Genomic DNA, 18,524 nt, shown 5'->3' with positions numbered 1-18,524 from the left:
GTTCGGCGTGTCGCGAACCGCCGTGAACGTCGAGCGCAGTCCACGCTGGCACCCCTACGCGCTCAGCGCCCACTTCATGCTGGCGGAGAGGGTGGCGTCGTATCGGTCCCACACCACGTCAGCCAGCAACGGGTGGGCGCCTAACGTGCCGGCGTGCACCAAATCCGGTGCGGCCGTGCGCAATCGGTCGGTGAGTAGCCCCGGGGCGAGGAACCACGGCGCAACAACAATGTGGTCAACACCTCGCGCGCGCAGTCGATCGACCGCGATGGAAACGCCGGGTTCGCTTGTCGCGAAGCATATTTCGGCGGTGACACCGAGACGATCCGCAAGACGGTCAGCCACTTCGGCCGTCCGTGCGTTCGCACCACGACGCCGGGAACCAACCGCAGCAACCGCGACACCTACAGGCGAATCAGCAACTGGCACAACGGCACAGACCCGTTCGCACAGTGCCGCGATTAGGCGCTCATCCGCGCCAAGTACGTCGGCCTGTTCAAGCCGTAGAAAGGGGTGACGCTGACGAGCCGCCGCCAGCATTCCCGGCAGATCAACTCGCGCATGAAACGCGCTGCCCAACAACATCGGCACCACAATCGCGTGCCCGACCCCACCCGTCGCGAGGGTGTCGATGACCTGGTCAACCGACGGCGCGTTCAAATCAAGAAACGCGAGGTGCACGGCAACATCAGGCCGCTGACCAGCAACAAGCGCACAAACCGCCGCCGCATTAGCCGCCGACCGCGGATCCCGACTCCCATGCGCAACCAGAATTAGCGCAGGTTCGGCATCGCGCGTCCCCACCGGCGCTGCGGAGTCGCCGCCGGAACCGGCAAGCCCGCCTTCGCCCCGCGACGCCCCGAAAGCATCGCGCGCCCGCACAGGAACAGGGTGGTGGCCTCCAGAATCGACAAGCCCACCTTCGCCCCGCGACGCCGCGAAAGCATCGCGCGTCCCCACAGCGTGGTTGCCGCCGGGACCAAGAAGTTCGCCACGCCACGCCCCGAAAGCGGCGCGCGCTCCTAGAGGCGCAGGGTTGTCGACTCCACAACCAACAAACCCGGGTCCGCCTTCCCCGCGCGACGCCCACAAAGCGTCGCGCCGGAAAGCGAACCCGGGCTCAAGCATCAGACCGCCGTGCCAACCTCAACCGAGGTCAACACATCGCCAACCAAGCCAGCCGCAAGCGTGTTACCGCCAGCAGGGTCGATCAGCAGGAACGAACCCGTGTGGCGGTTCGTCCGGTAATCGTCAGCCGGGATCGGCTCGGCAAGTCGCAGCGAAACGCGACCAATGTCGTTGAGTTCCAACGACTCCGGGCTTTCCTGGGCGGTGAGCGTCTGCTCATCGAAACGCTCAACGAGCGCGCCGACGATCGCCTGCGTGGTCTTCGTGCCGTGCTTGAGCAGCAGACGCGCACCCGGACGCAGACCCTTGTCGCCGAGCCAGCACACGGTGGCGTCGAAGGTGTCGATCGACTCCGGCGCGTCCGCAACCGACGCGATGATGTCGCCACGCGAAATGTCGACCTCGTCGGCGAGGATCAGCGTGACGCTGCGCCCAACCTGCGCGACAGCCAACTCACCATCGGGGGTGTCGATGCGCTCGACAGTGGTGCGTCGACCCGAAGGTAGCACCACAATCTCGTCGCCAGGCGAAACCGAACCGGCGGCAACCTGACCCGCGTACCCGCGGTAGTCGGGGTACTCGGCGGTGCGCGGCCGGATCACGTACTGGACAGGGAAACGCAGGCCAATGGCGTGCGAACCGGTGGAATCGGCGTCGACCGGCACCGATTCAAGGTGCTCAATCAGCGACGGACCGTCGTAGTACGGCGTGTTGTCCGACCGGCTCGCGATGTTGTCGCCATGCAGCGCCGACACCGGGATCTCGATGACGTCATCGTCGGCCCACCCGAGCTTGGCGGTGAGCGAGTTGAACTCCGCCGAAATCGACGCGAACACCTCGGCCGGGTTGTCGACCAGGTCGATCTTGTTCACCGCGAGCACAAGGCGCGGCACGCCGAGCAGCGCGAGCACCGCCGCGTGGCGACGGGTCTGCTCGATGACACCCTTGCGCGCGTCGACAAGCAGAATCACCAGCTGCGCGGTTGACGCGCCAGAGACCGTGTTGCGGGTGTACTGCACGTGACCGGGGGTGTCGGCGAGCACGAACGACCGCTTCGGGGTGGCGAAGTAGCGGTACGCGACGTCGATGGTGATGCCCTGCTCACGCTCGGCGCGCAGGCCGTCGACAAGCAGCGAAAGGTCGGGCGTCGACAGACCCTTGTCGACCGACGCGCGCGTGACGGCGTCGATCTGGTCGGCGAGCACCGACTTTGTGTCGTAGAGCAGGCGTCCGACGAGAGTCGACTTGCCGTCGTCAACGGAACCGGCGGTAGCCAGCCTCAGGAGGTCGGACATCAGAAGTAACCCTCTCGCTTGCGGTCTTCCATAGCGGCTTCGGAAACTCGGTCGTCACCGCGCGTAGCACCGCGCTCGGTCAGTCGGGATGCGGCGACCTCGGCGAGGATCGCCTCGTTGTCGGCCGCGTCGGAGATGATCGCGCCGGTGGTTGAGCCGTCGCCGACGGTGCGGTAGCGCACCGAGCGGGTCTCAAGCACCTCGTTCTCGTTCGGGCCGCCCCACACGCCCGGCGTCATCCACATGCCGTCGCGCTGGTACACCGGACGGTCGTGGGCGTAGTAGATCGACGCGAGGTCGATGTCTTCGCGCGCGATGTAGCGCCAGATGTCGAGTTCGGTCCAGTTGCTGAGCGGGAAAACGCGAACGTGCTCGCCCGGCGCGTGCTTGCCGTTGTAGAGGTTCCACAACTCGGGCCGCTGCCGCTTCGGGTCCCACTGACCAAAGGCGTTGCGCAGGGAGAAGATTCGCTCCTTGGCACGCGAGCGTTCCTCGTCGCGACGGCCGCCACCGAAGACCGCGTCGAAGCGGTGCTCGGTGATGGCGTCGAGCAGCGGGACGGTCTGCAACGGGTTGCGGATGCCGTCGGGACGCTCGGTCAGGCGACCGTCGGCGAGGTACTCCTCGACCGACGCGACATGCAGGCGCAGGCCGTAGCGCTCAACGACCTTGTCGCGGAACTCAAGGACCTCGTCGAGGTTGTGGCCGGTGTCGACGTGCAGCAGCGCGAACGGCAGCGGCGCGGGCCAAAACGCCTTGAGCGCGAGGTGCAGCAGGACGGTGGAGTCCTTGCCGCCGGAGAACAGAATGACCGGCCGCTCGAATTCGCCAGCGACCTCACGGAAGATGTGGATCGCCTCGGATTCGAGCGCCGCGAGGGTATCGAACTCGGTCAAGCCGAGCTCGCGTTCGGTGATGTTGGCACTCACAGGCTCACTCCCGGTAGTGATGATGGAGGTCATGATTGGTGTAGTCCGCATTCGGTCTTGGCGAGACCGGCCCAACGTCCGGACCGCGGATCGGAACCCGGTTCTGGCTTGCGGGTGCATGGCGCGCAGCCAATCGAGGGGTAACCCTCGTCAACAAGCGGGTTGACGAGGATGCCGTTGGCCGCGATGTATTCCTGCATGTCGTCGTCCGACCACGCGGCGATCGGGTTGATCTTCACCAGCCCGAATGCTTCGTCGAACGAGATCAGCGGCGCGTTGGCGCGGGTCGGCGCTTCAACCCGGCGGATGCCGGTGACCCACGCGTTGTAGCCGGCAAGCGACTTGGTCAACGGGACAACCTTGCGCAGGCGGCAGCATTCGGCGGCGTCCCGCGCGAACAGGTCTTTGCCGAGCAACTTGTCCTGCTCGTCGACGCTGTGCTCGGGCCGCACGTTGATCACGTTCACCCCGTACACCGCCTCGACGGCGTCGCGCGTGCCGATGGTCTCGGCGAAGTGGTAGCCGGTGTCGAGGAACAGCACGTCGACGCCGGGGTGCACCTGCGCGGCGAGGTGCACGAGCACGCCGTCCTGCATGTTCGACGCGACGATGTAGTTAAGTCCGAAAACCTTCTCGGTCCAAGCGAGCAGCTCGGCGGCGGTCGCATCGGAGCCAAGCTCAGCAGCACCATCAGCCGCGATAGCGCGCAGTTCCTCTTCGGACAGTTTCGCCGCGAAATCGGTTGTCACAGTTGAATTCCCCTCATCGACTAACGGAGGTCGGCTTCGTCGGCGCGCACGGCCCACACGGCGAATCGCTCGTCAGCTTCGCGGTTCTTCACGAAGTTGCGGACAACGCGCTCGATGTAGTCGCCCAGTTCGACGCTGGTGACCTTGTGCTGGCGCAACTTGCGCCCGAATCCGGAATCGAGCCCAAGGCTGCCGCCCAGGTGAACCTGGAAACCTTCGACCTGATTCCCTTCGCCATCGTCGACGAGCTGGCCCTTGAAGCCGATGTCGGCGATCTGGGACCGGCCGCACGAGTTGGGGCAACCGTTGATGTTGATGGTGATCGGCACGTCGAGTTCGGCGTTGATGTCGGCGAGACGCTGCTCAAGTTCGGGTGCGAGCACCTGCGAACGCTTGCGGGTCTCGACGAACGACAGCTTGCAGAACTCAATGCCGCTGCACGCCAACAGGTTTCGACGCCAGATCGACGGACGCGCTTGCAGCCCAAGCGGTTCGAGCTCGTCGATAAGCGCCTCGACCTGGTCGTCGGCGATGTCGAGGATGATCAGCTTCTGGTACGGCGTGAAGCGAATGCGATCCGAGCCGTACTTCTCGGCCGCGTCGGCGACCTTGCTCAGGATCGTGCCGGAAACGCGACCGGCGATGGGGGAGAAGCCGACGGCGTTGAGGCCGTTGCGCAGCTTCTGCACACCAACGTGGTCGATGGGCTTTTCGGGCTGTTCGGGCGCGGGACCGTCGATGAGCTTGCGCTTGAGGTATTCGTCCTCAAGCACCTGACGGAACTTCTCGACACCCCAGTCCTTGATGAGGAACTTCAGGCGCGCCTTGGTGCGCAGGCGACGGTAGCCGTAGTCGCGGTAGAGCGAGACGACCGCTTCCCACACGTCGGGGACCTCGTCGAGCGGCACGAACGCGCCGAGCCGCTGGGCGAGCATCGGGTTGGTCGACAGGCCGCCGCCGACCCAGAGGTCGAGACCGGGACCGTGCTCGGGGTGGTTGACGCCGACGAAGGCGATGTCGTTGATCTCGTGGACCACGTCCTGCTGACCCGAAATCGCGGTCTTGAACTTGCGGGGAAGGTTGGAGTACTCCTTCTTCCCGATGTAGCGCTTGACGATCTCGTCGATGGCCCAGGTTGGGTCGATGATCTCGTCGAGCGACTCGCCAGCGAGCGGCGATCCGAGCACCACGCGCGGGCAGTCGCCGCACGCTTCGGTGGTGTGCAGGCCGACCGACTCAAGCCGTCGCCAAATCTCGGGAACGTTCTCGACCTCGATCCAGTGGTACTGGACGTTTTCGCGGTCGGAGAGGTCGGCGGTGTCGCGACCGAACTCGGTGGAAATCTCGCCGACGGTACGCAGCTGCGCGACATTGAGCGCGCCCGCGTCGCATCGCACCCGCATCATGAAGTACTTGGCTTCGAGGATGTCGATGTTGTCGTCGTCGGTCCAGGTGCCGTCGTAGCCCTCTTCACGCTGGGTGTAGAGCCCCCACCAGCGGAAACGGCCACGCAGGTCGGCCTTGTCGATCGAGTCGAAGCCGCCCTTGGAGTAGATGTTTTCGATGCGCGCGCGCACGTTGAGCGGGTTGTCGTCCTTCTTGGACTGCTCGTTGGCGTTGAGCGGCTCGCGGTAACCGAGGGCCCACTGGCCTTCAGAGCGACGTTTGGTCGGCCGCGGCGTACGGGCGCGCGGCACAACGGGGGACTGCTCGGTCGAACCGGCGTCGGTGCTCGACGTCATAGGGGGTCGCTCCTGCGGGGTGAATGGGCATTCGTGCGCAAAGCGCGAGGCGGCCGTTCCGCTTGAAGCTCGCGCGTGATGTCGACAGCGCCCGGGCGTGTTGAAGCCGCTGCGCTACCGGTAGATACCGGGCCGACAACAGGCGCTACAGACACGCTGGAAATCGACGTGGCGACGGGCCACGAGTCGGATTCCTGTTGCGTGCATGGTGCCTATTGTGCCATGTCAGCGAGGTCGTTTTCCCACGCACCGGGATGCGAGGAGATATTTCCCGCACTTTCCCGGGAAATCCGCTGGATTTGCTGGCACCGGTGTGACGGGCGTCATATGTGAATCGCCATTCTCGCCTGGTGACAACCTGCCGAGCCTAGCTGCTGATGCGGCCCGGTGGTTGTCGCACGGTCGGCACGCGAGAGACTGAACAGGTGAATCCCGCCGCCGAAGCCGCCACTGTCGACCAACTCCCGTTGCGCGATTTCGGCACCGGCGCGTTCGGCATCTACGTGCACGTGCCGTTCTGCGCGACGCGCTGCGGGTACTGCGACTTCAACACCTACACCGCGGGCGAGTTGGGCACCTCGGCGTCGCCGCAGTCGTGGCTTGACGCGTTGCGTGGCGAGCTGGCGACGGCCGCTGAGCGGTTCGCCACCTTCCCCACGGCAACGCCGCCGGTTTCGACGATCTTCGTCGGCGGGGGCACCCCTTCGCTCCTCGGCGGTGACGGACTCGCCGACGTCCTCGCTGCCGTTCGCGCGAATTTCACCCTGGCCGCCGACGCTGAAGTGACCACCGAATCCAACCCGGAATCGACATCGCCTGAGTTCTTCGCCCGCATCCGCGACGCCGGCTATACGCGCGTCTCGCTCGGCATGCAGTCGGCGGCCCAGCACGTGCTGAAAACCCTCGATCGCACCCACACGCCGGGGCGCGCTGTCGCCGCCGCGAAGGAAGCGCGCGCTGCTGGCTTCGACCACGTCAACCTCGACCTCATCTACGGCACGCCAGGCGAAACCGACGCCGACCTCGACGCCAGCCTCGACGCCGTGCTCGCCGCTGGCGTCGACCACGTGTCGGCCTATTCGCTCATCGTCGAAGACGGCACCGCGCTGGCGCGCAAGGTCAAGCGTGGCGAACTGCCCGCCCCCGACGACGACGTACTCGCCAACCGATACGAGCGCATCGACGCACGACTCGAAGCTGCCGGACTGAGTTGGTACGAGGTATCCAATTGGGCCGCGAGCGATTCCGCGCGCTGCCGCCACAACCTCGGCTACTGGGATGGCGGCGACTGGCTCGGCGCTGGCCCCGGCGCGCACTCGCACGTCGGCGGCGTGCGCTGGTGGAATGTGAAGCATCCGGCTCGCTACGCCGACCGCGTCGCCGAAGGCGGCCTGCCCGCAGCTGGCTCGGAAACGCTCACCGACGACGAGCGCTACCTCGAACACGTGATGCTGACCGTGCGGTTGCGTACCGGGCTCGCGCTCGCCGATCTGGCACCGACCGGCCGCGCCGCCGTCGACCGACTTGTCGCCGAAGGGCTCATCGAGGTCACTGGGAACGACCGGCTCGTCCTCACCGATCGCGGCCGTCTTCTTGCCGACGGTGTGGTCCGCGACCTGCTCGATTAGTCGCTAGTTACGGTCACGGAAATATCACGCGCTGATAACCACCGTTTGACGCGTGACCGAAGCCCTGGCATGGCCCGAACGCGCCCGGATTTCAACCCCGCTAATCACGACATTTTTGCCGTTTTTCCTGCGACGGAACGCTCACGCAGATCGCCCGGTCAACGCCCGGATCGGCAGTGATGCACATCGCATTCGAGCGGCGGCGATTGGGGTGGCGATCACGATCGAAGAGCGGGTTACCGGCCAAAGATAACGATTAGGGGCGTAGGCTAGCACCTCGATACCGAGGGAGATATATGTCCACCGAACGGCACATCACACTCGTCAGCGAGCAGAGCGAATTCGCCGAAGCGCGCAATGCTGAAAAGGCCGCCAACGCGCATCAGTGCGCTGTTGCCGCCCGCACCGTTGCCGCACATTCACAAGACGCCGACGACTGCGTCTCGCTGCTCGCGATGCTTGGCCTCGACGCCGCCGCTGGCAAGCAGGTCGGCATCGAACGGGCCGCTGCCGCGAGGTAAGCCACGTTGCTCAATCGCTGAGCGGCTTGTCACAGGGCACGGTCACAGGCATCGTTAAGGGTGTCTGGGTCGTGCGGCTCGCAAGTCTGTGCAGCAAGGAGGTGGGCTCGATGGCGTCGAGCACCGAGGATCGCCGGTTTGAGGTGTTGCGGGCGATCGTTGCCGACTACGTCGCCACCAAGGAGCCCATCGGGTCGAAGGCCCTTGTCGAGCGGCACAATCTTGGCGTTTCCAGCGCGACGATTCGCAATGACATGGCCGTGCTTGAGGCCGAGGGTTACATCACTCAGCCACACACCAGCTCGGGTCGCGTGCCAACCGATAAGGGTTACCGCGAATTCGTCGACCGCATCGCCGAGGTGAAACCACTTTCGGGCGCGGAACGGCGCGCGATCATGGAATTTCTTGAGTCGGGCGTCGACCTGGACGACGTGCTTCGGCGCGGTGTCCGGTTGCTCGCCCAGCTCACCCGTCAGGTCGCGGTGGTGCAGTACCCCACCGTTTCGGCGTCGACGGTGCGCCACATTGAGGTGGTCGCGCTCAACCCCGCGCGGCTGCTGCTCGTCGTCATTACCGACACCGGCCGCGTCGACCAGCGCGTGCTCGACCTCGGCGGCGTTGTCTCCGACGAAGACCTCGCCGCCGTGCGCGGGCTGCTTGGCAGCGCGATGGACGGCAAGTTGTTGTCGGTCGCGAGCGCGGCCGTCGCGGGCTTGCCCGAACGCGCGCCTGCCAAGATCCGCGACGTCCTCGTTCGCGTCGCGACCGTGCTCGTCGAAACGCTCGTCGAACATCCCGAGGAACGTCTCGTGCTCGGCGGCACGGCCAACCTCACCCGCAACGGCAATGACTTCGGCTTCCCCGGCTCGCTGCGCAGCGTCCTCGAAGCGCTCGAAGAACAGGTCGTTGTGCTGAAACTGCTTGCGGCAGCACAACATCCGGGTCGCGTCACCGTGCAGATCGGCGAGGAAACCCAGGTCGAACAGATGCGCGGCACGTCGGTGGTTTCCACCGGATACGGAGCCGCTGGCGCGGTGCTCGGCGGCATGGGCGTGCTCGGGCCGACCCGCATGGATTACCCCGGCACGATGGCGTCGGTGGCAACGGTTGCCCGCTACATCGGCGAAGTCCTCGCCGAAAGGTGAGTCGGGCGCAACTGTTAAGGTCGATACTTCGGCCGGTAAAGTTGAGTGCGTTCGGCTCATAAGCCCTACTCAACGCATAAACCAAGGACTAAGAGAACTCACGTGGCACGCGATTACTACGGACTGCTTGGCGTCGGCAAGAACGCTTCCGACGCCGAGCTCAAGCGCGCCTACCGCAAGTTGGCGCGTGAGCTGCACCCCGATGTGAACCCTGACGAAGTCGCCCAGGCGCGCTTCAAAGAGGTGTCGACGGCATACGAGGTGCTCACCGACCCCGAGAAGCGGCGCATTGTCGACCTCGGCGGCGACCCGTTGGAAAACGGTGGCGGTGGCGGCGGCTTCAGCGGCGCTGGTTTCGGTGGTCTCGGTGACGTGTTCGAAGCGTTCTTCGGTGGCATGAATGGCCAGGGTGGCAGCCCGCGCAAGCCGCGTGGTCGCACCCAGCCCGGTGCCGATTCGCTCATTCGCACCCGCTTGAGCTTGGCCGAGTGCGCGGTTGGGGTCACCAAGCACCTCACCGTCGACACCGCCATTCTCTGCGACCTGTGCCAGGGCGCTGGCACCAACGGCAAGTCCCAGCCGGTCCGTTGCGAGACCTGCGACGGCGCTGGCGAAGTCCAGTCGGTGCAGCGGTCCTTCCTCGGGCAGGTGCTTACCTCGCGGCCGTGCCCCACGTGTCGCGGTGCTGGCGAAACCATTCCCGACCCGTGCACGAAGTGCGGCGGCGACGGTCGCGTGCGTGCGCGTCGCGAGATCGCGGCGCCGATTCCGGCTGGCGTCGCCAACGGCATGCGCGTGCGGCTCACCGCCCAGGGCGAGGTTGGTCCCGGCGGCGGCGCTCCCGGCGACCTGTTCGTTGAGGTTGTCGAGCAGCCGCACGACACCTTCGTCCGCGACAGCAACGACCTGCACTGCACGGTTCGTGTGCCGATGGTCGACGCGATCCTCGGCACCACCGTTGTTGTCGACACTATCCTCGACGGCCCGACCGAGCTCACCATTAACGCTGGTACGCAGCCTGGCGAGGTCATCCAGTTGCGTGGGCACGGCATGCCGAGCGTGCGTGGCGGCGCCCGTGGCGACCTGCTCGCCCACCTCGACATCGTCGTGCCGAACAAGCTCGACGGCAAGCAGACCGACCTGCTGCGCAAGTTCAAGGGCATGCGCGACAAGGACCGTGCCGAAGTGATGTCGACGGGTTCGGAACACAACAGCGGCCTGTTCGCTCGACTGCGCGCGTCGTTTAGCGGGCGCTGATGGTCGCGACCGTCTTCTATCTCGACGAGGTCCCGCAGCCGGGTGCCATCGCGGTATTGGATGGTCCCGAAGGTCGGCATGCGGCGACGGTGCGTCGCACCCGCGTTGGCGAGGCGATCACGCTTTCCGACGGGCACGGCATTCTCGCCGAGTCCGAGGTGATCGCCACGGCCAAAGACCGCCTTGAACTCAAGGTGCACAATCGCGTGCTCGCGCCGCCGCCAAACCCCACGGTGACCGTCGTGCAGGCGTTGCCGAAGTCGGATCGCTCCGAACTCGCGATCGAGTTGATGACCGAAGCCGGTGCCGATCTGATCGTGCCGTGGCAGGCATCGCGGTGTGTCGCCAACTGGGAAGCCAAGGCGGCCAAGGGAATTGAGAAGTGGCGTGCTGCCGCGCGCTCGGCGGCGCGCCAGTCGCGACGGGCTTATATCCCCGACATCGCCCACCTTCACCGCACGCGCGACCTCGTCGAGCTCGTGAAAGCGGCCAAGGACGAAGGCGCGGTTGTCGCCGCGCTGCACGAGTCGGGCGCGGGCAAGTTCACCGAATTGCCGGTCGCGAAAACCGACAGCGTGGTGCTGATCGTCGGCCCCGAAGGCGGTCTTGACGACGCTGAGATCGCCGCGCTCACCGAAGCTGGCGCCGACGCGGTTCTGCTCGGCCCAACGGTCCTGCGGACATCGACCGCCGCCGCCGTTGCACTCGGTGCGTTAGGCGCGCTCACCACTCGCTGGTAACCGCCGGTATCGCGCGGGTTCCGATTGCGCACGTGCTGGGAAAATATCGCTGGGCGTGATGATCTGAGCGCGTTAAACTGGCTTTCATCGAACACACAGTCGAGCACGAAAGCAGGCGAGTAGCCACTTTTGAAGAACTCAGGCGAGATCGGCGAGCAGCAGCCCACCCCCGTATCCGGCATTGGCGCGCGTAACGGTAGCGCCGCCCCGGCACCGCGCAACGTCCGTTCCAGTATCGAACTCGCGCCCGAGTCCGTCTTCGGCTTTCTCGGCTCAGCCGACGAGAACCTGCGTCAACTCGAAGCGCTTCTCGATGCCGACGTGCACGTTCGCGGCAACACTGTCACCATCACCGGCCTGCCCGGCGACGTCGCGCTCGCCGAACGGGTCATCGAACAGCTAGTCGCGCTCACCGGGCGCAACCGCAACATCACCCCCGAATCGGTGCGGCATACCTACTCCATGCTCACCGAGGGCACGGCCGAGTCGCCCGCCGAGGTGTTGAGCCTCGACATCTTGTCGCGGCGCGGCAAAACCATCCGACCTAAAACGCTCAACCAGAAGCGCTACGTCGATGCCATTGATGTCAACACCATCATCTTCGGCATCGGTCCGGCAGGCACCGGTAAGACCTACTTGGCGATGGCCAAGGCGGTCCAAGCGCTGCAAGCCAAGCAGGTCACCCGCATCATCCTCACTCGTCCCGCTGTCGAGGCGGGCGAGCGGTTGGGCTTCCTGCCGGGCACGCTCAACGACAAGATCGACCCGTATCTGCGGCCGCTTTACGACGCGTTGCACGACATGATGGACCCCGAAGCCATCCCGAAGCTGCTTGCTTCGGGTGTCATCGAGGTCGCACCGTTGGCGTACATGCGTGGTCGCAGCCTCAACGACTCCTTCATCATCTTGGACGAGGCGCAAAACACCACGCCTGAGCAGATGAAGATGTTCCTCACGCGGCTCGGTTTTCAGTCGAAAATGGTTGTGACGGGCGATATTTCGCAGGTCGACCTGCCCAACGGGCAGCGGTCCGGGTTGCGTGCGGCCACCGAGATTTTGGTCGATATCCCCGACATCCACTTCTCGGAACTCACCAGCGCCGACGTGGTTCGGCACCGGTTGGTTTCCGACATCGTTGACGCGTACGACCGGTTCGAAGCCGAAGCGCATGCCAACGGTCCCGCGCCGACGCACTACCACCCGGGCAATCGGGCGCAGCGGCGTGCCGCTGGTCGCGGCAGGTAATCAACCAGTCACTCCGAGCACCGCCTGCGGAACACACCCCGCAGCGCGGTGCCGGGTGCGTCAGCGGGTCGCGGGCGGGCACGGGTGGGTACTTCCGTACCCTTAACGGGTGAGCATCGAGATCGCCAACGAATCGGGGATGGACGTCCCGGAAGAAGACCTGGTCAGCGTCGCGCGTTTTGTGATCGGGCGCATGGATGTGCATCCAGCCGCCGAACTGTCGATGGTGCTCGTTGATCTCGACACGATGGCCGACCTGCATGTCCGCTGGATGGACCTGCCCGGCCCAACCGACGTGATGTCGTTCCCGATGGATGAGCTCGAACCGGGCGGTCGCCCCGACAGCCCCGAGCCCGGTCCGTCGATGCTCGGCGACATCGTGCTGTGCCCCGAATTCGCAATGGGGCAGGCGCAGAAGGCCGGTCACTCCCTCGACAACGAACTCGCCCTGCTCACCGTGCACGGTGTCCTTCACCTCCTCGGCTATGACCATGCTGAACCCGAGGAAGAGAAGGAAATGTTCGCGCTGCAAGGTCAGCTGCTCGAAGAGTGGTACGTGAGCGTCCGCGAGGAACGCCAGCGCGAGCAGCAACGCGCTGAACAGGCCGAACGCGACGCCCGCCTGCTTGGCAAAGCAGGCTTCACCACCCCGGGTGACGGCCCCGCGTGACGTCAGTGGCGTTGTTTGTCCTCGCCGCCGCCCTGATCGGGCTCGGCGGGGTGTTCGCTGGAGTCGACGCCGCCATCAACACCGTTTCGCGTGCTCGCCTTGACGACATGGTCCGCGAGGACCGCGCGGGAGCGGCCCGCTTGCGTCGCATTGTCGATGACCGACCCCGCTATGTGAACCTCATGGTGTTGCTGCGGGTGGTCAGCGAGATCGCCGCGACCGTTGTGCTCGCTGGCGCGTTGCTCCAATTCCTCAGGGTCACACCGGCTTTGGTGATTACCGCCGTCGTGATGGCGATCGCCTCCTACGTCGTGATCGGCGTCGGGCCGCGCACACTCGGTCGCCAGCACGCGTATTCAATCGCGATTGGCGCGGCGGTGCCGATGCAGATCATCGGGTCGGTGCTCAACCCGGTCAGCCGACTGCTGATCCTGCTTGGTAACGCCATCACCCCAGGTAAAGGCTTCCGCAACGGGCCGTTCGCGTCGGAAATCGAACTGCGCGAAATGGTCGATATGGCCCAGGAACGTGGCGTCGTCGACGTCGACGAACGGCGCATGATTCAGTCCGTTTTCGAACTTGGCGACACCCCGGCGCGCGCGGTGATGGTGCCGCGCACCGAAATGGTGTGGATCGAAGACGACAAAACCGCGGCCCAGGCGATGTCGCTCGCGGTGCGGTCGGGGCACTCGCGCATCCCCGTTGTCGGCGAGAACGTCGACGACGTGCGTGGCGTCGTATACCTGAAAGACCTTGTGCCGTACGCGGATCGGAGCCGGAAGGTCACGGTCGCCGAGGTGATGCGCGACGCGGTTTTCGTCCCCGACTCCAAACCGCTCGACGACCTGCTCGACGAGATGCAGCGCGAACGCAACCACATGGCGTTGCTCGTCGACGAATACGGCGGCATCGCCGGGTTGGTCACCATCGAAGACGTGCTTGAGGAGATCGTTGGCGAGATCGCCGACGAGTACGACACCGACGAGACGCCACCGATAGAAGACTTGGGCGACGGGCGATTTCGCGTTTCGGCTCGCCTTTCGGTCGAAGACCTTGGCGAGCTGTACGGGGTGGAAATCTCCGACGAGGACGTCGACACCGTCGGCGGCTTGCTCGCGCACGAACTCGGTCGCGTTCCGCTTCCCGGCTCCAAAGTTGTTGCGTACGGGCTGGTTTTGCGCGGCGAAGGCGGCGCCGACGCGCGTGGCCGGATGCGCGTGAATACCGTGCTCACCCGCCGCGCGAAAGAACGTCACGTCGACGACAAAGCCAAGGTCAATACCAACGGAGATCGCGATGAGTGAACTTGATGCCGAGGACACCAAACTGGTGACGCTCGCCCGAGGTGCGATGGCGCGTGCTGGCGGAACGAGCGGCGCCGCGGTGCGCGACAGCGACGGTCGCACGTACGCCGCTGGCGCGGTCGACCTTGCCGCGCTGCGACTGTCGGCGTTGCAAGCGGCCGTCGCCGCCGCGGTCTCCAGTGGCGCTGAGGGTTTCGAAGCGGCGGTGCTCGTCGCTGGCACGCCCGACGATGCTGGCGTCGCCGCGGTGCGCGAGGTGTCGCCCACGGCGCGGGTCATCGTCACCGACGCGCGTGGAACTGTCCTGTCCGAACTCCCGAACGAGGTATCCCATGACCAAAAATGATGATGAATTCCGGTCGGGCTTCGTCTGTTTCGTCGGCAGGCCAAACACCGGCAAGTCGACGCTCACCAACGCGCTCGTTGGCAGCAAGATCGCCATCACGTCGTCGCGTCCGCAGACAACCCGCCACACCATTCGCGGCATCGTCCACCGCGACCACGCGCAGCTGATTCTCGTCGACACCCCCGGCCTGCACCGGCCACGCACGCTGCTTGGTCAGCGCCTCAACGACCTGGTGCGCGACACCTATTCCGAGGTCGACGTGATCGCGCTGTGCATTCCCGCCGACGAGAAGATCGGCCCCGGTGACCGCTGGATCGTCGAGCAGATTCGCCTCATGGCACCCAAGACCAAGCTGCTTGGCGTGGTCACCAAGATCGACAAGGTGAGCCGCGACGAGATCGCCCACCAGCTCATGGCCGTTTCGCAGCTGCTCGGGCCGGAGTCCGACGTGGTGCCGGTGTCGGCGGTCAAGGACGAGCAGATCGACGTGCTCGTCAACGTGATCGCATCGAAAATGCCTGAGGGACCGGCGTTTTACCCCGACGGTGAAATCACCGATGAGCCTGAGGAGACCCTCATGGCCGAGCTCATCCGCGAAGCGGCGCTCGAGGGCGTGCGCGACGAACTGCCGCACTCGCTCGCCGTGGTCATCGAGGAGATTGAGCCGTATGAGCCCAATCCCGACATGCTTGAGGTGCACGCTCTGCTCTACGTCGAGCGGCCAAGCCAGAAGGCGATCGTGATCGGCAAGAACGGTTCGCGCCTGAAGGAAGTCGGCACCAACGCACGCAAGCAGATCGAGCACATCCTCGGCACGCGCATCTATCTGAACCTGCATGTCAAGGTCGCCAAGGATTGGCAGCGCGACCCGAAACAGCTTGGCAAACTTGGTTTTTGATCGTTTGTCGCGGTCATGATCGGGGTACCGTCGCTGAACACGCCTGTTTGATGGGCGTGGGGAGTCAGACGGGAGGGCAACGCGCGTGCCCGATGCCAATGTTGGTGGCGACGTAGGTGACGTCGGCAAGCTGCTTGAGTTGCTGCGCGCGCTCGCGTTGCCCGACGCGCGCCCGAGGGTGTTGCGCACGCTGGTGCGTGGTGGTCGCGCATTGCCACGGCCGATCACCGAACTCGTTGGGGTCGTTGAGTATTCGGCCTGGGTGAGCGAGCTTTACGCGTGGCTTGGCGCGGGCGGTCGACGTGCGGCGCCGCGCGTACGCGTCGACCTCACGTCGTCGCAACTCGCGCCGATCGCGCTCACCCCCGACCTCACCGCGCTGTCGCCCAACGGCGACGAAATCATGCGGCACTGTCTGCCGATTGTGCAGGCGTTGGTCGCTGGGTTCGCCGCTGACGACACGGCGATGGGCGCGATCAAGTTCCCGCGTTACCGCACGGCCGATTGGCTTACGCGCCAACGGGTTACGAGCGACGAGTCCGAAGCACCCGACGAAATTCGCCGTCGGCTGCCGAAGCTGTTGCGCAGCGGGTCGCCGTCGACGAGCGCGTCCGACGCCGCCGAAGGTGCTGGCGGAGACATGATTTCGCGCGCGATCTTTGGCGTGCTCGCGCTGTGGCCGGTGTTGCGACTGTGGTTGTGGGTCTCCGGACGCATTCCTGGCATGTCGAAGGTGACGCGGTGGTTTCTGCATCAGCGCTACCTCGCACCCGAATTGTCTGGCAGTTTCCTAGGTTTCGCGTCGCGGCTCACGGCATCGCATCGGGTTGATGAGAACGAAGACCAGGTTGCGAAGCTGCTCATTCACGCGTTTTTGGAAGATCTGCGCGACGCGTATCGGCGTCGACTGTGGCGGCCGTCGAGTTGGCGACGCACCGCGTATCCGGTCGCGCTGCTTGGCGGCCTCAGCTCTACCGGTGACGGTGCGCGAGTCTTGCGGTGGATCAACGAGATTCGCAACGAGACGGGGCTTTTCGATCCGCTGGTGATCGTCGCGTTTTGCGACCAGGGGCCCGAGCGTGAAGTCGGTGAGCTATCGCATGTGGGGGAGTTGCGCGGGCTGCGGACGTTGGAGTCGCTCGCTGCTGTTGGCGTCGCGCAACCGCCGGATCCGTTGCAGGAATGGGTGCGCGAGATCGACAACCGGCGCACGCACCGCAGCGCCGACGCCTGGTATTTGCCGTTGCGCGCGGTGTTGCCCGCAGAGCCTCGGCCGTGGGTCAGTGACGCGCGATTCCGTGGGCTCGCGTTGCCGCCCGCGCCGCCGTTGGCTTCGCGCGCGTGGTTTGTTGGGCTGTGCGCGCTGGTGCCCGTGGTGCTGGTCGCGGGGCTGATGCTCGTGAGTTTTCCGCCGTTGCGCGGGGTCGAATGCTCGCATTGGCCCTGGACAGACGGGGTTTCGGTCGCGCTGCGTGACGGCGAGTGCGTCGGCTACAGCGACAACGAGAGCCAGACTTTCGCCGACGATGCCGAGCTGTCGGCGATTCAGCGTGAGGTGTTCGCGTTGAACGCGCGCAGCGCCGCCGCGCGGGAAGACAATCCGCATCGTCCGCTGGTTTCGCTCGTGTACTTCGCCGGGCTGAGCTACGCCGACACGAACGTGCGCTACCCGCACGCGCAGGTTGAGGAACTGGCTGGGTTGGCGGTGCGGCAGCGGCGAGCGTTGTTGGCGTCGGATGCGTCCGAACCGCTGTTGCGGGTGATCATCGCCAACGGTGGATCCGATATGCGCAGCGCACGCTGGGTTGTCGATAATCCGTTGCGGCAGTTGATCGCTGACGATCCGACGGTGCTTGGTGTTGTGGGGATTGATCGGAGTACCGCTGAAACACGGAGTGCGATAACACGATTGGGTGAGCTGGGTGTACCGACGGTGTCGACGACGTTGTCTGCCGATGGGCTTGAGCAGGCGTCGCCGCTGTATTTCGGGGCAGCACCGTCGAATGTGGTGCAGGCCAAGTTGATTGGTGATTACGTGCAGGGGGCGTTGGCTGCGGACGGGAGCCGTCGCTATACCGGGGTCACGGTGTATCACCCCGAAGACGAAAGCGACCTGTACGTCACGACATTGGTCAACGATATGCGGGCCGAACTGGCGAAGCGCGGCGTGCCCGCGCGCGAGTTGACGTGGCGTGAACAGCAGCAGCTCTACCGCTTCCCCGCGCCATGCGAGAGCCCCGATTTCGATCGAAAGTCGTTGCTGTTCTTCGCCGGTCGCAACAATGACTTTCCGACGTTCGCGAAGTCGGTGAGCCGTGGTTGCCTGAGTGGGGAAGGTCCCGCGATTCTCGGCAACGACGCGGTCACGCGGTTGATCACCGACCCGCGCGCCACCGCGGCGTTGCCCGCGAACTTGACGGTGCGATACGTGGCGAAGGCGGCGCCGGTGATGCTTGGCGGCGCGGATTGTGTTGCGGGCGTTGGTAAGTTGGGCAACGCGGCGGTCGGCTTCGAGCATGAACAGTTGTGCGCCGACTTGGCCGGGTTGATTACCGACCTGCGCGCCTACCCGGAGATGGGCGACTACCGCCCGACATGGGCAGGCGACCGAACCGGCCTCGCGTTCGACGTCAGCGGGCTGTTTTTGCAGGCGGTGCGCGCGAGCCGAGGCGTGCTCGCCGAACCCAACCGCACGGCGATCGCAGTGCAGTTGCGCGAGAGCGACTATCGGGGCGTGACCGGCACACTGGCCTTCTCGACGCGCCGAGTAGCGGACACGTCATCCATCGCGGTTTTGGTGACAACGGCAGTTGGCGCGGGCGGCCCACAACGATGTTTGCTGATGTTCCCGCGCTCCCCGGGCCAGGATGGGTGCCCGGATGGGACGCGAAGTGAGGTGGAGAAGTGGGCGGAGCCGCGCCGCTAAG

At 65.4% G+C, this 18,524-nt stretch carries 19 protein-coding genes; 12 read left to right on the top strand and 7 right to left on the bottom strand.

The window, feature by feature from the left end; all coding sequences use genetic code 11:
* Positions 1-54: 54 nt before the first annotated feature.
* From IEX78_RS19320 to IEX78_RS24790, 7 genes are all read right to left on the bottom strand, one after another.
* The gene (locus IEX78_RS19320; protein WP_229684108.1) at positions 55-804 is read right to left on the bottom strand and encodes a sirohydrochlorin chelatase; all 750 of its coding nucleotides are present in this window, start codon (positions 802-804) and stop codon (positions 55-57) included.
* The gene (locus IEX78_RS24370; RefSeq protein ID WP_229684107.1) at positions 774-995 is read right to left on the bottom strand and encodes a hypothetical protein; all 222 of its coding nucleotides are present in this window, start codon (positions 993-995) and stop codon (positions 774-776) included. The genes IEX78_RS19320 and IEX78_RS24370 overlap by 31 nt, the downstream gene beginning before the upstream one ends.
* Positions 996-1,127: 132 nt before the next feature.
* Positions 1,128-2,423: a sulfate adenylyltransferase subunit 1 gene (locus tag IEX78_RS19315; RefSeq protein WP_188830436.1), complete on the bottom strand. Its 1,296-nt coding sequence runs from the start codon at positions 2,421-2,423 to the stop codon at positions 1,128-1,130.
* Positions 2,423-3,385, bottom strand: a complete 963-nt coding sequence (gene cysD, locus IEX78_RS19310) for a sulfate adenylyltransferase subunit CysD (RefSeq protein WP_188830435.1) — start codon at positions 3,383-3,385, stop codon at positions 2,423-2,425. The genes IEX78_RS19315 and cysD overlap by 1 nt, the downstream gene beginning before the upstream one ends.
* Positions 3,382-4,101: a phosphoadenylyl-sulfate reductase gene (locus IEX78_RS19305; protein ID WP_188830434.1), complete on the bottom strand. Its 720-nt coding sequence runs from the start codon at positions 4,099-4,101 to the stop codon at positions 3,382-3,384. The genes cysD and IEX78_RS19305 overlap by 4 nt, the downstream gene beginning before the upstream one ends.
* A 20-nt stretch (positions 4,102-4,121) precedes the next feature.
* Positions 4,122-5,843: a nitrite/sulfite reductase gene (locus tag IEX78_RS19300; protein WP_188830433.1), complete on the bottom strand. Its 1,722-nt coding sequence runs from the start codon at positions 5,841-5,843 to the stop codon at positions 4,122-4,124.
* Positions 5,844-5,957: 114 nt separating this feature from the next.
* Positions 5,958-6,050: an Ms4527A family Cys-rich leader peptide gene (locus IEX78_RS24790; protein WP_373291626.1), complete on the bottom strand. Its 93-nt coding sequence runs from the start codon at positions 6,048-6,050 to the stop codon at positions 5,958-5,960.
* 170 nt (positions 6,051-6,220) lie between these two features.
* On the opposite strand from IEX78_RS24790, the gene hemW reads away from it, so the two are divergent.
* The 12 genes from hemW to IEX78_RS19240 all read left to right on the top strand — a co-directional run bounded on the left by hemW (position 6,221) and on the right by IEX78_RS19240 (position 18,523).
* Positions 6,221-7,471, top strand: coding sequence for a radical SAM family heme chaperone HemW (gene hemW / locus IEX78_RS19295; RefSeq protein ID WP_188830432.1), 1,251 nt, complete (start codon positions 6,221-6,223; stop codon positions 7,469-7,471).
* A gap of 52 nt (positions 7,472-7,523) precedes the next feature.
* On the top strand, positions 7,524-7,724 hold the full coding sequence (locus IEX78_RS19290; protein ID WP_188830431.1) for a hypothetical protein: 201 nt from the start codon (positions 7,524-7,526) through the stop codon (positions 7,722-7,724).
* 43 nt (positions 7,725-7,767) lie between these two features.
* Entirely contained in the window at positions 7,768-7,992 is a 225-nt protein-coding gene (locus IEX78_RS19285; RefSeq protein ID WP_188830430.1) for a hypothetical protein, read from the top strand.
* Positions 7,993-8,102: 110 nt separating this feature from the next.
* Positions 8,103-9,137: a heat-inducible transcriptional repressor HrcA gene (hrcA, locus tag IEX78_RS19280; RefSeq protein WP_188830429.1), complete on the top strand. Its 1,035-nt coding sequence runs from the start codon at positions 8,103-8,105 to the stop codon at positions 9,135-9,137.
* A gap of 102 nt (positions 9,138-9,239) precedes the next feature.
* Positions 9,240-10,394, top strand: coding sequence for a molecular chaperone DnaJ (dnaJ, locus tag IEX78_RS19275; protein ID WP_188830428.1), 1,155 nt, complete (start codon positions 9,240-9,242; stop codon positions 10,392-10,394).
* A complete protein-coding gene (locus tag IEX78_RS19270; RefSeq protein ID WP_188830427.1) occupies positions 10,394-11,134 on the top strand; it encodes a 16S rRNA (uracil(1498)-N(3))-methyltransferase in 741 nt (246 codons plus the stop codon). The genes dnaJ and IEX78_RS19270 overlap by 1 nt, the downstream gene beginning before the upstream one ends.
* 180 nt (positions 11,135-11,314) lie before the next feature.
* Complete coding sequence (locus IEX78_RS19265) at positions 11,315-12,379, top strand: PhoH family protein (protein WP_229684171.1); 1,065 nt, start codon at positions 11,315-11,317, stop codon at positions 12,377-12,379.
* A gap of 109 nt (positions 12,380-12,488) precedes the next feature.
* Complete coding sequence (gene ybeY / locus IEX78_RS19260) at positions 12,489-13,049, top strand: rRNA maturation RNase YbeY (RefSeq protein WP_188830425.1); 561 nt, start codon at positions 12,489-12,491, stop codon at positions 13,047-13,049.
* A complete protein-coding gene (locus tag IEX78_RS19255) occupies positions 13,046-14,353 on the top strand; it encodes a hemolysin family protein (RefSeq protein WP_188830424.1) in 1,308 nt (435 codons plus the stop codon). The genes ybeY and IEX78_RS19255 overlap by 4 nt, the downstream gene beginning before the upstream one ends.
* Positions 14,346-14,699, top strand: a complete 354-nt coding sequence (locus tag IEX78_RS19250) for a cytidine deaminase-like protein (RefSeq protein ID WP_188830423.1) — start codon at positions 14,346-14,348, stop codon at positions 14,697-14,699. The genes IEX78_RS19255 and IEX78_RS19250 overlap by 8 nt, the downstream gene beginning before the upstream one ends.
* Positions 14,686-15,597 carry a GTPase Era gene (gene era, locus IEX78_RS19245; protein ID WP_188830422.1) on the top strand — a complete coding sequence of 304 codons (912 nt, stop codon included), beginning with the start codon at positions 14,686-14,688 and terminating at the stop codon, positions 15,595-15,597. The genes IEX78_RS19250 and era overlap by 14 nt, the downstream gene beginning before the upstream one ends.
* 85 nt (positions 15,598-15,682) lie before the next feature.
* Positions 15,683-18,523, top strand: coding sequence for a type 1 periplasmic-binding domain-containing protein (locus IEX78_RS19240; RefSeq protein ID WP_188830421.1), 2,841 nt, complete (start codon positions 15,683-15,685; stop codon positions 18,521-18,523).
* Position 18,524: the final 1 nt, after the last annotated feature.

This window comes from Nocardia camponoti (assembly GCF_014646135.1).
Taxonomy (GTDB): Bacteria; Actinomycetota; Actinomycetes; order Mycobacteriales; family Mycobacteriaceae; genus Nocardia; species Nocardia camponoti.
This window is presented reverse-complemented; position numbering and strand designations above follow the sequence as displayed.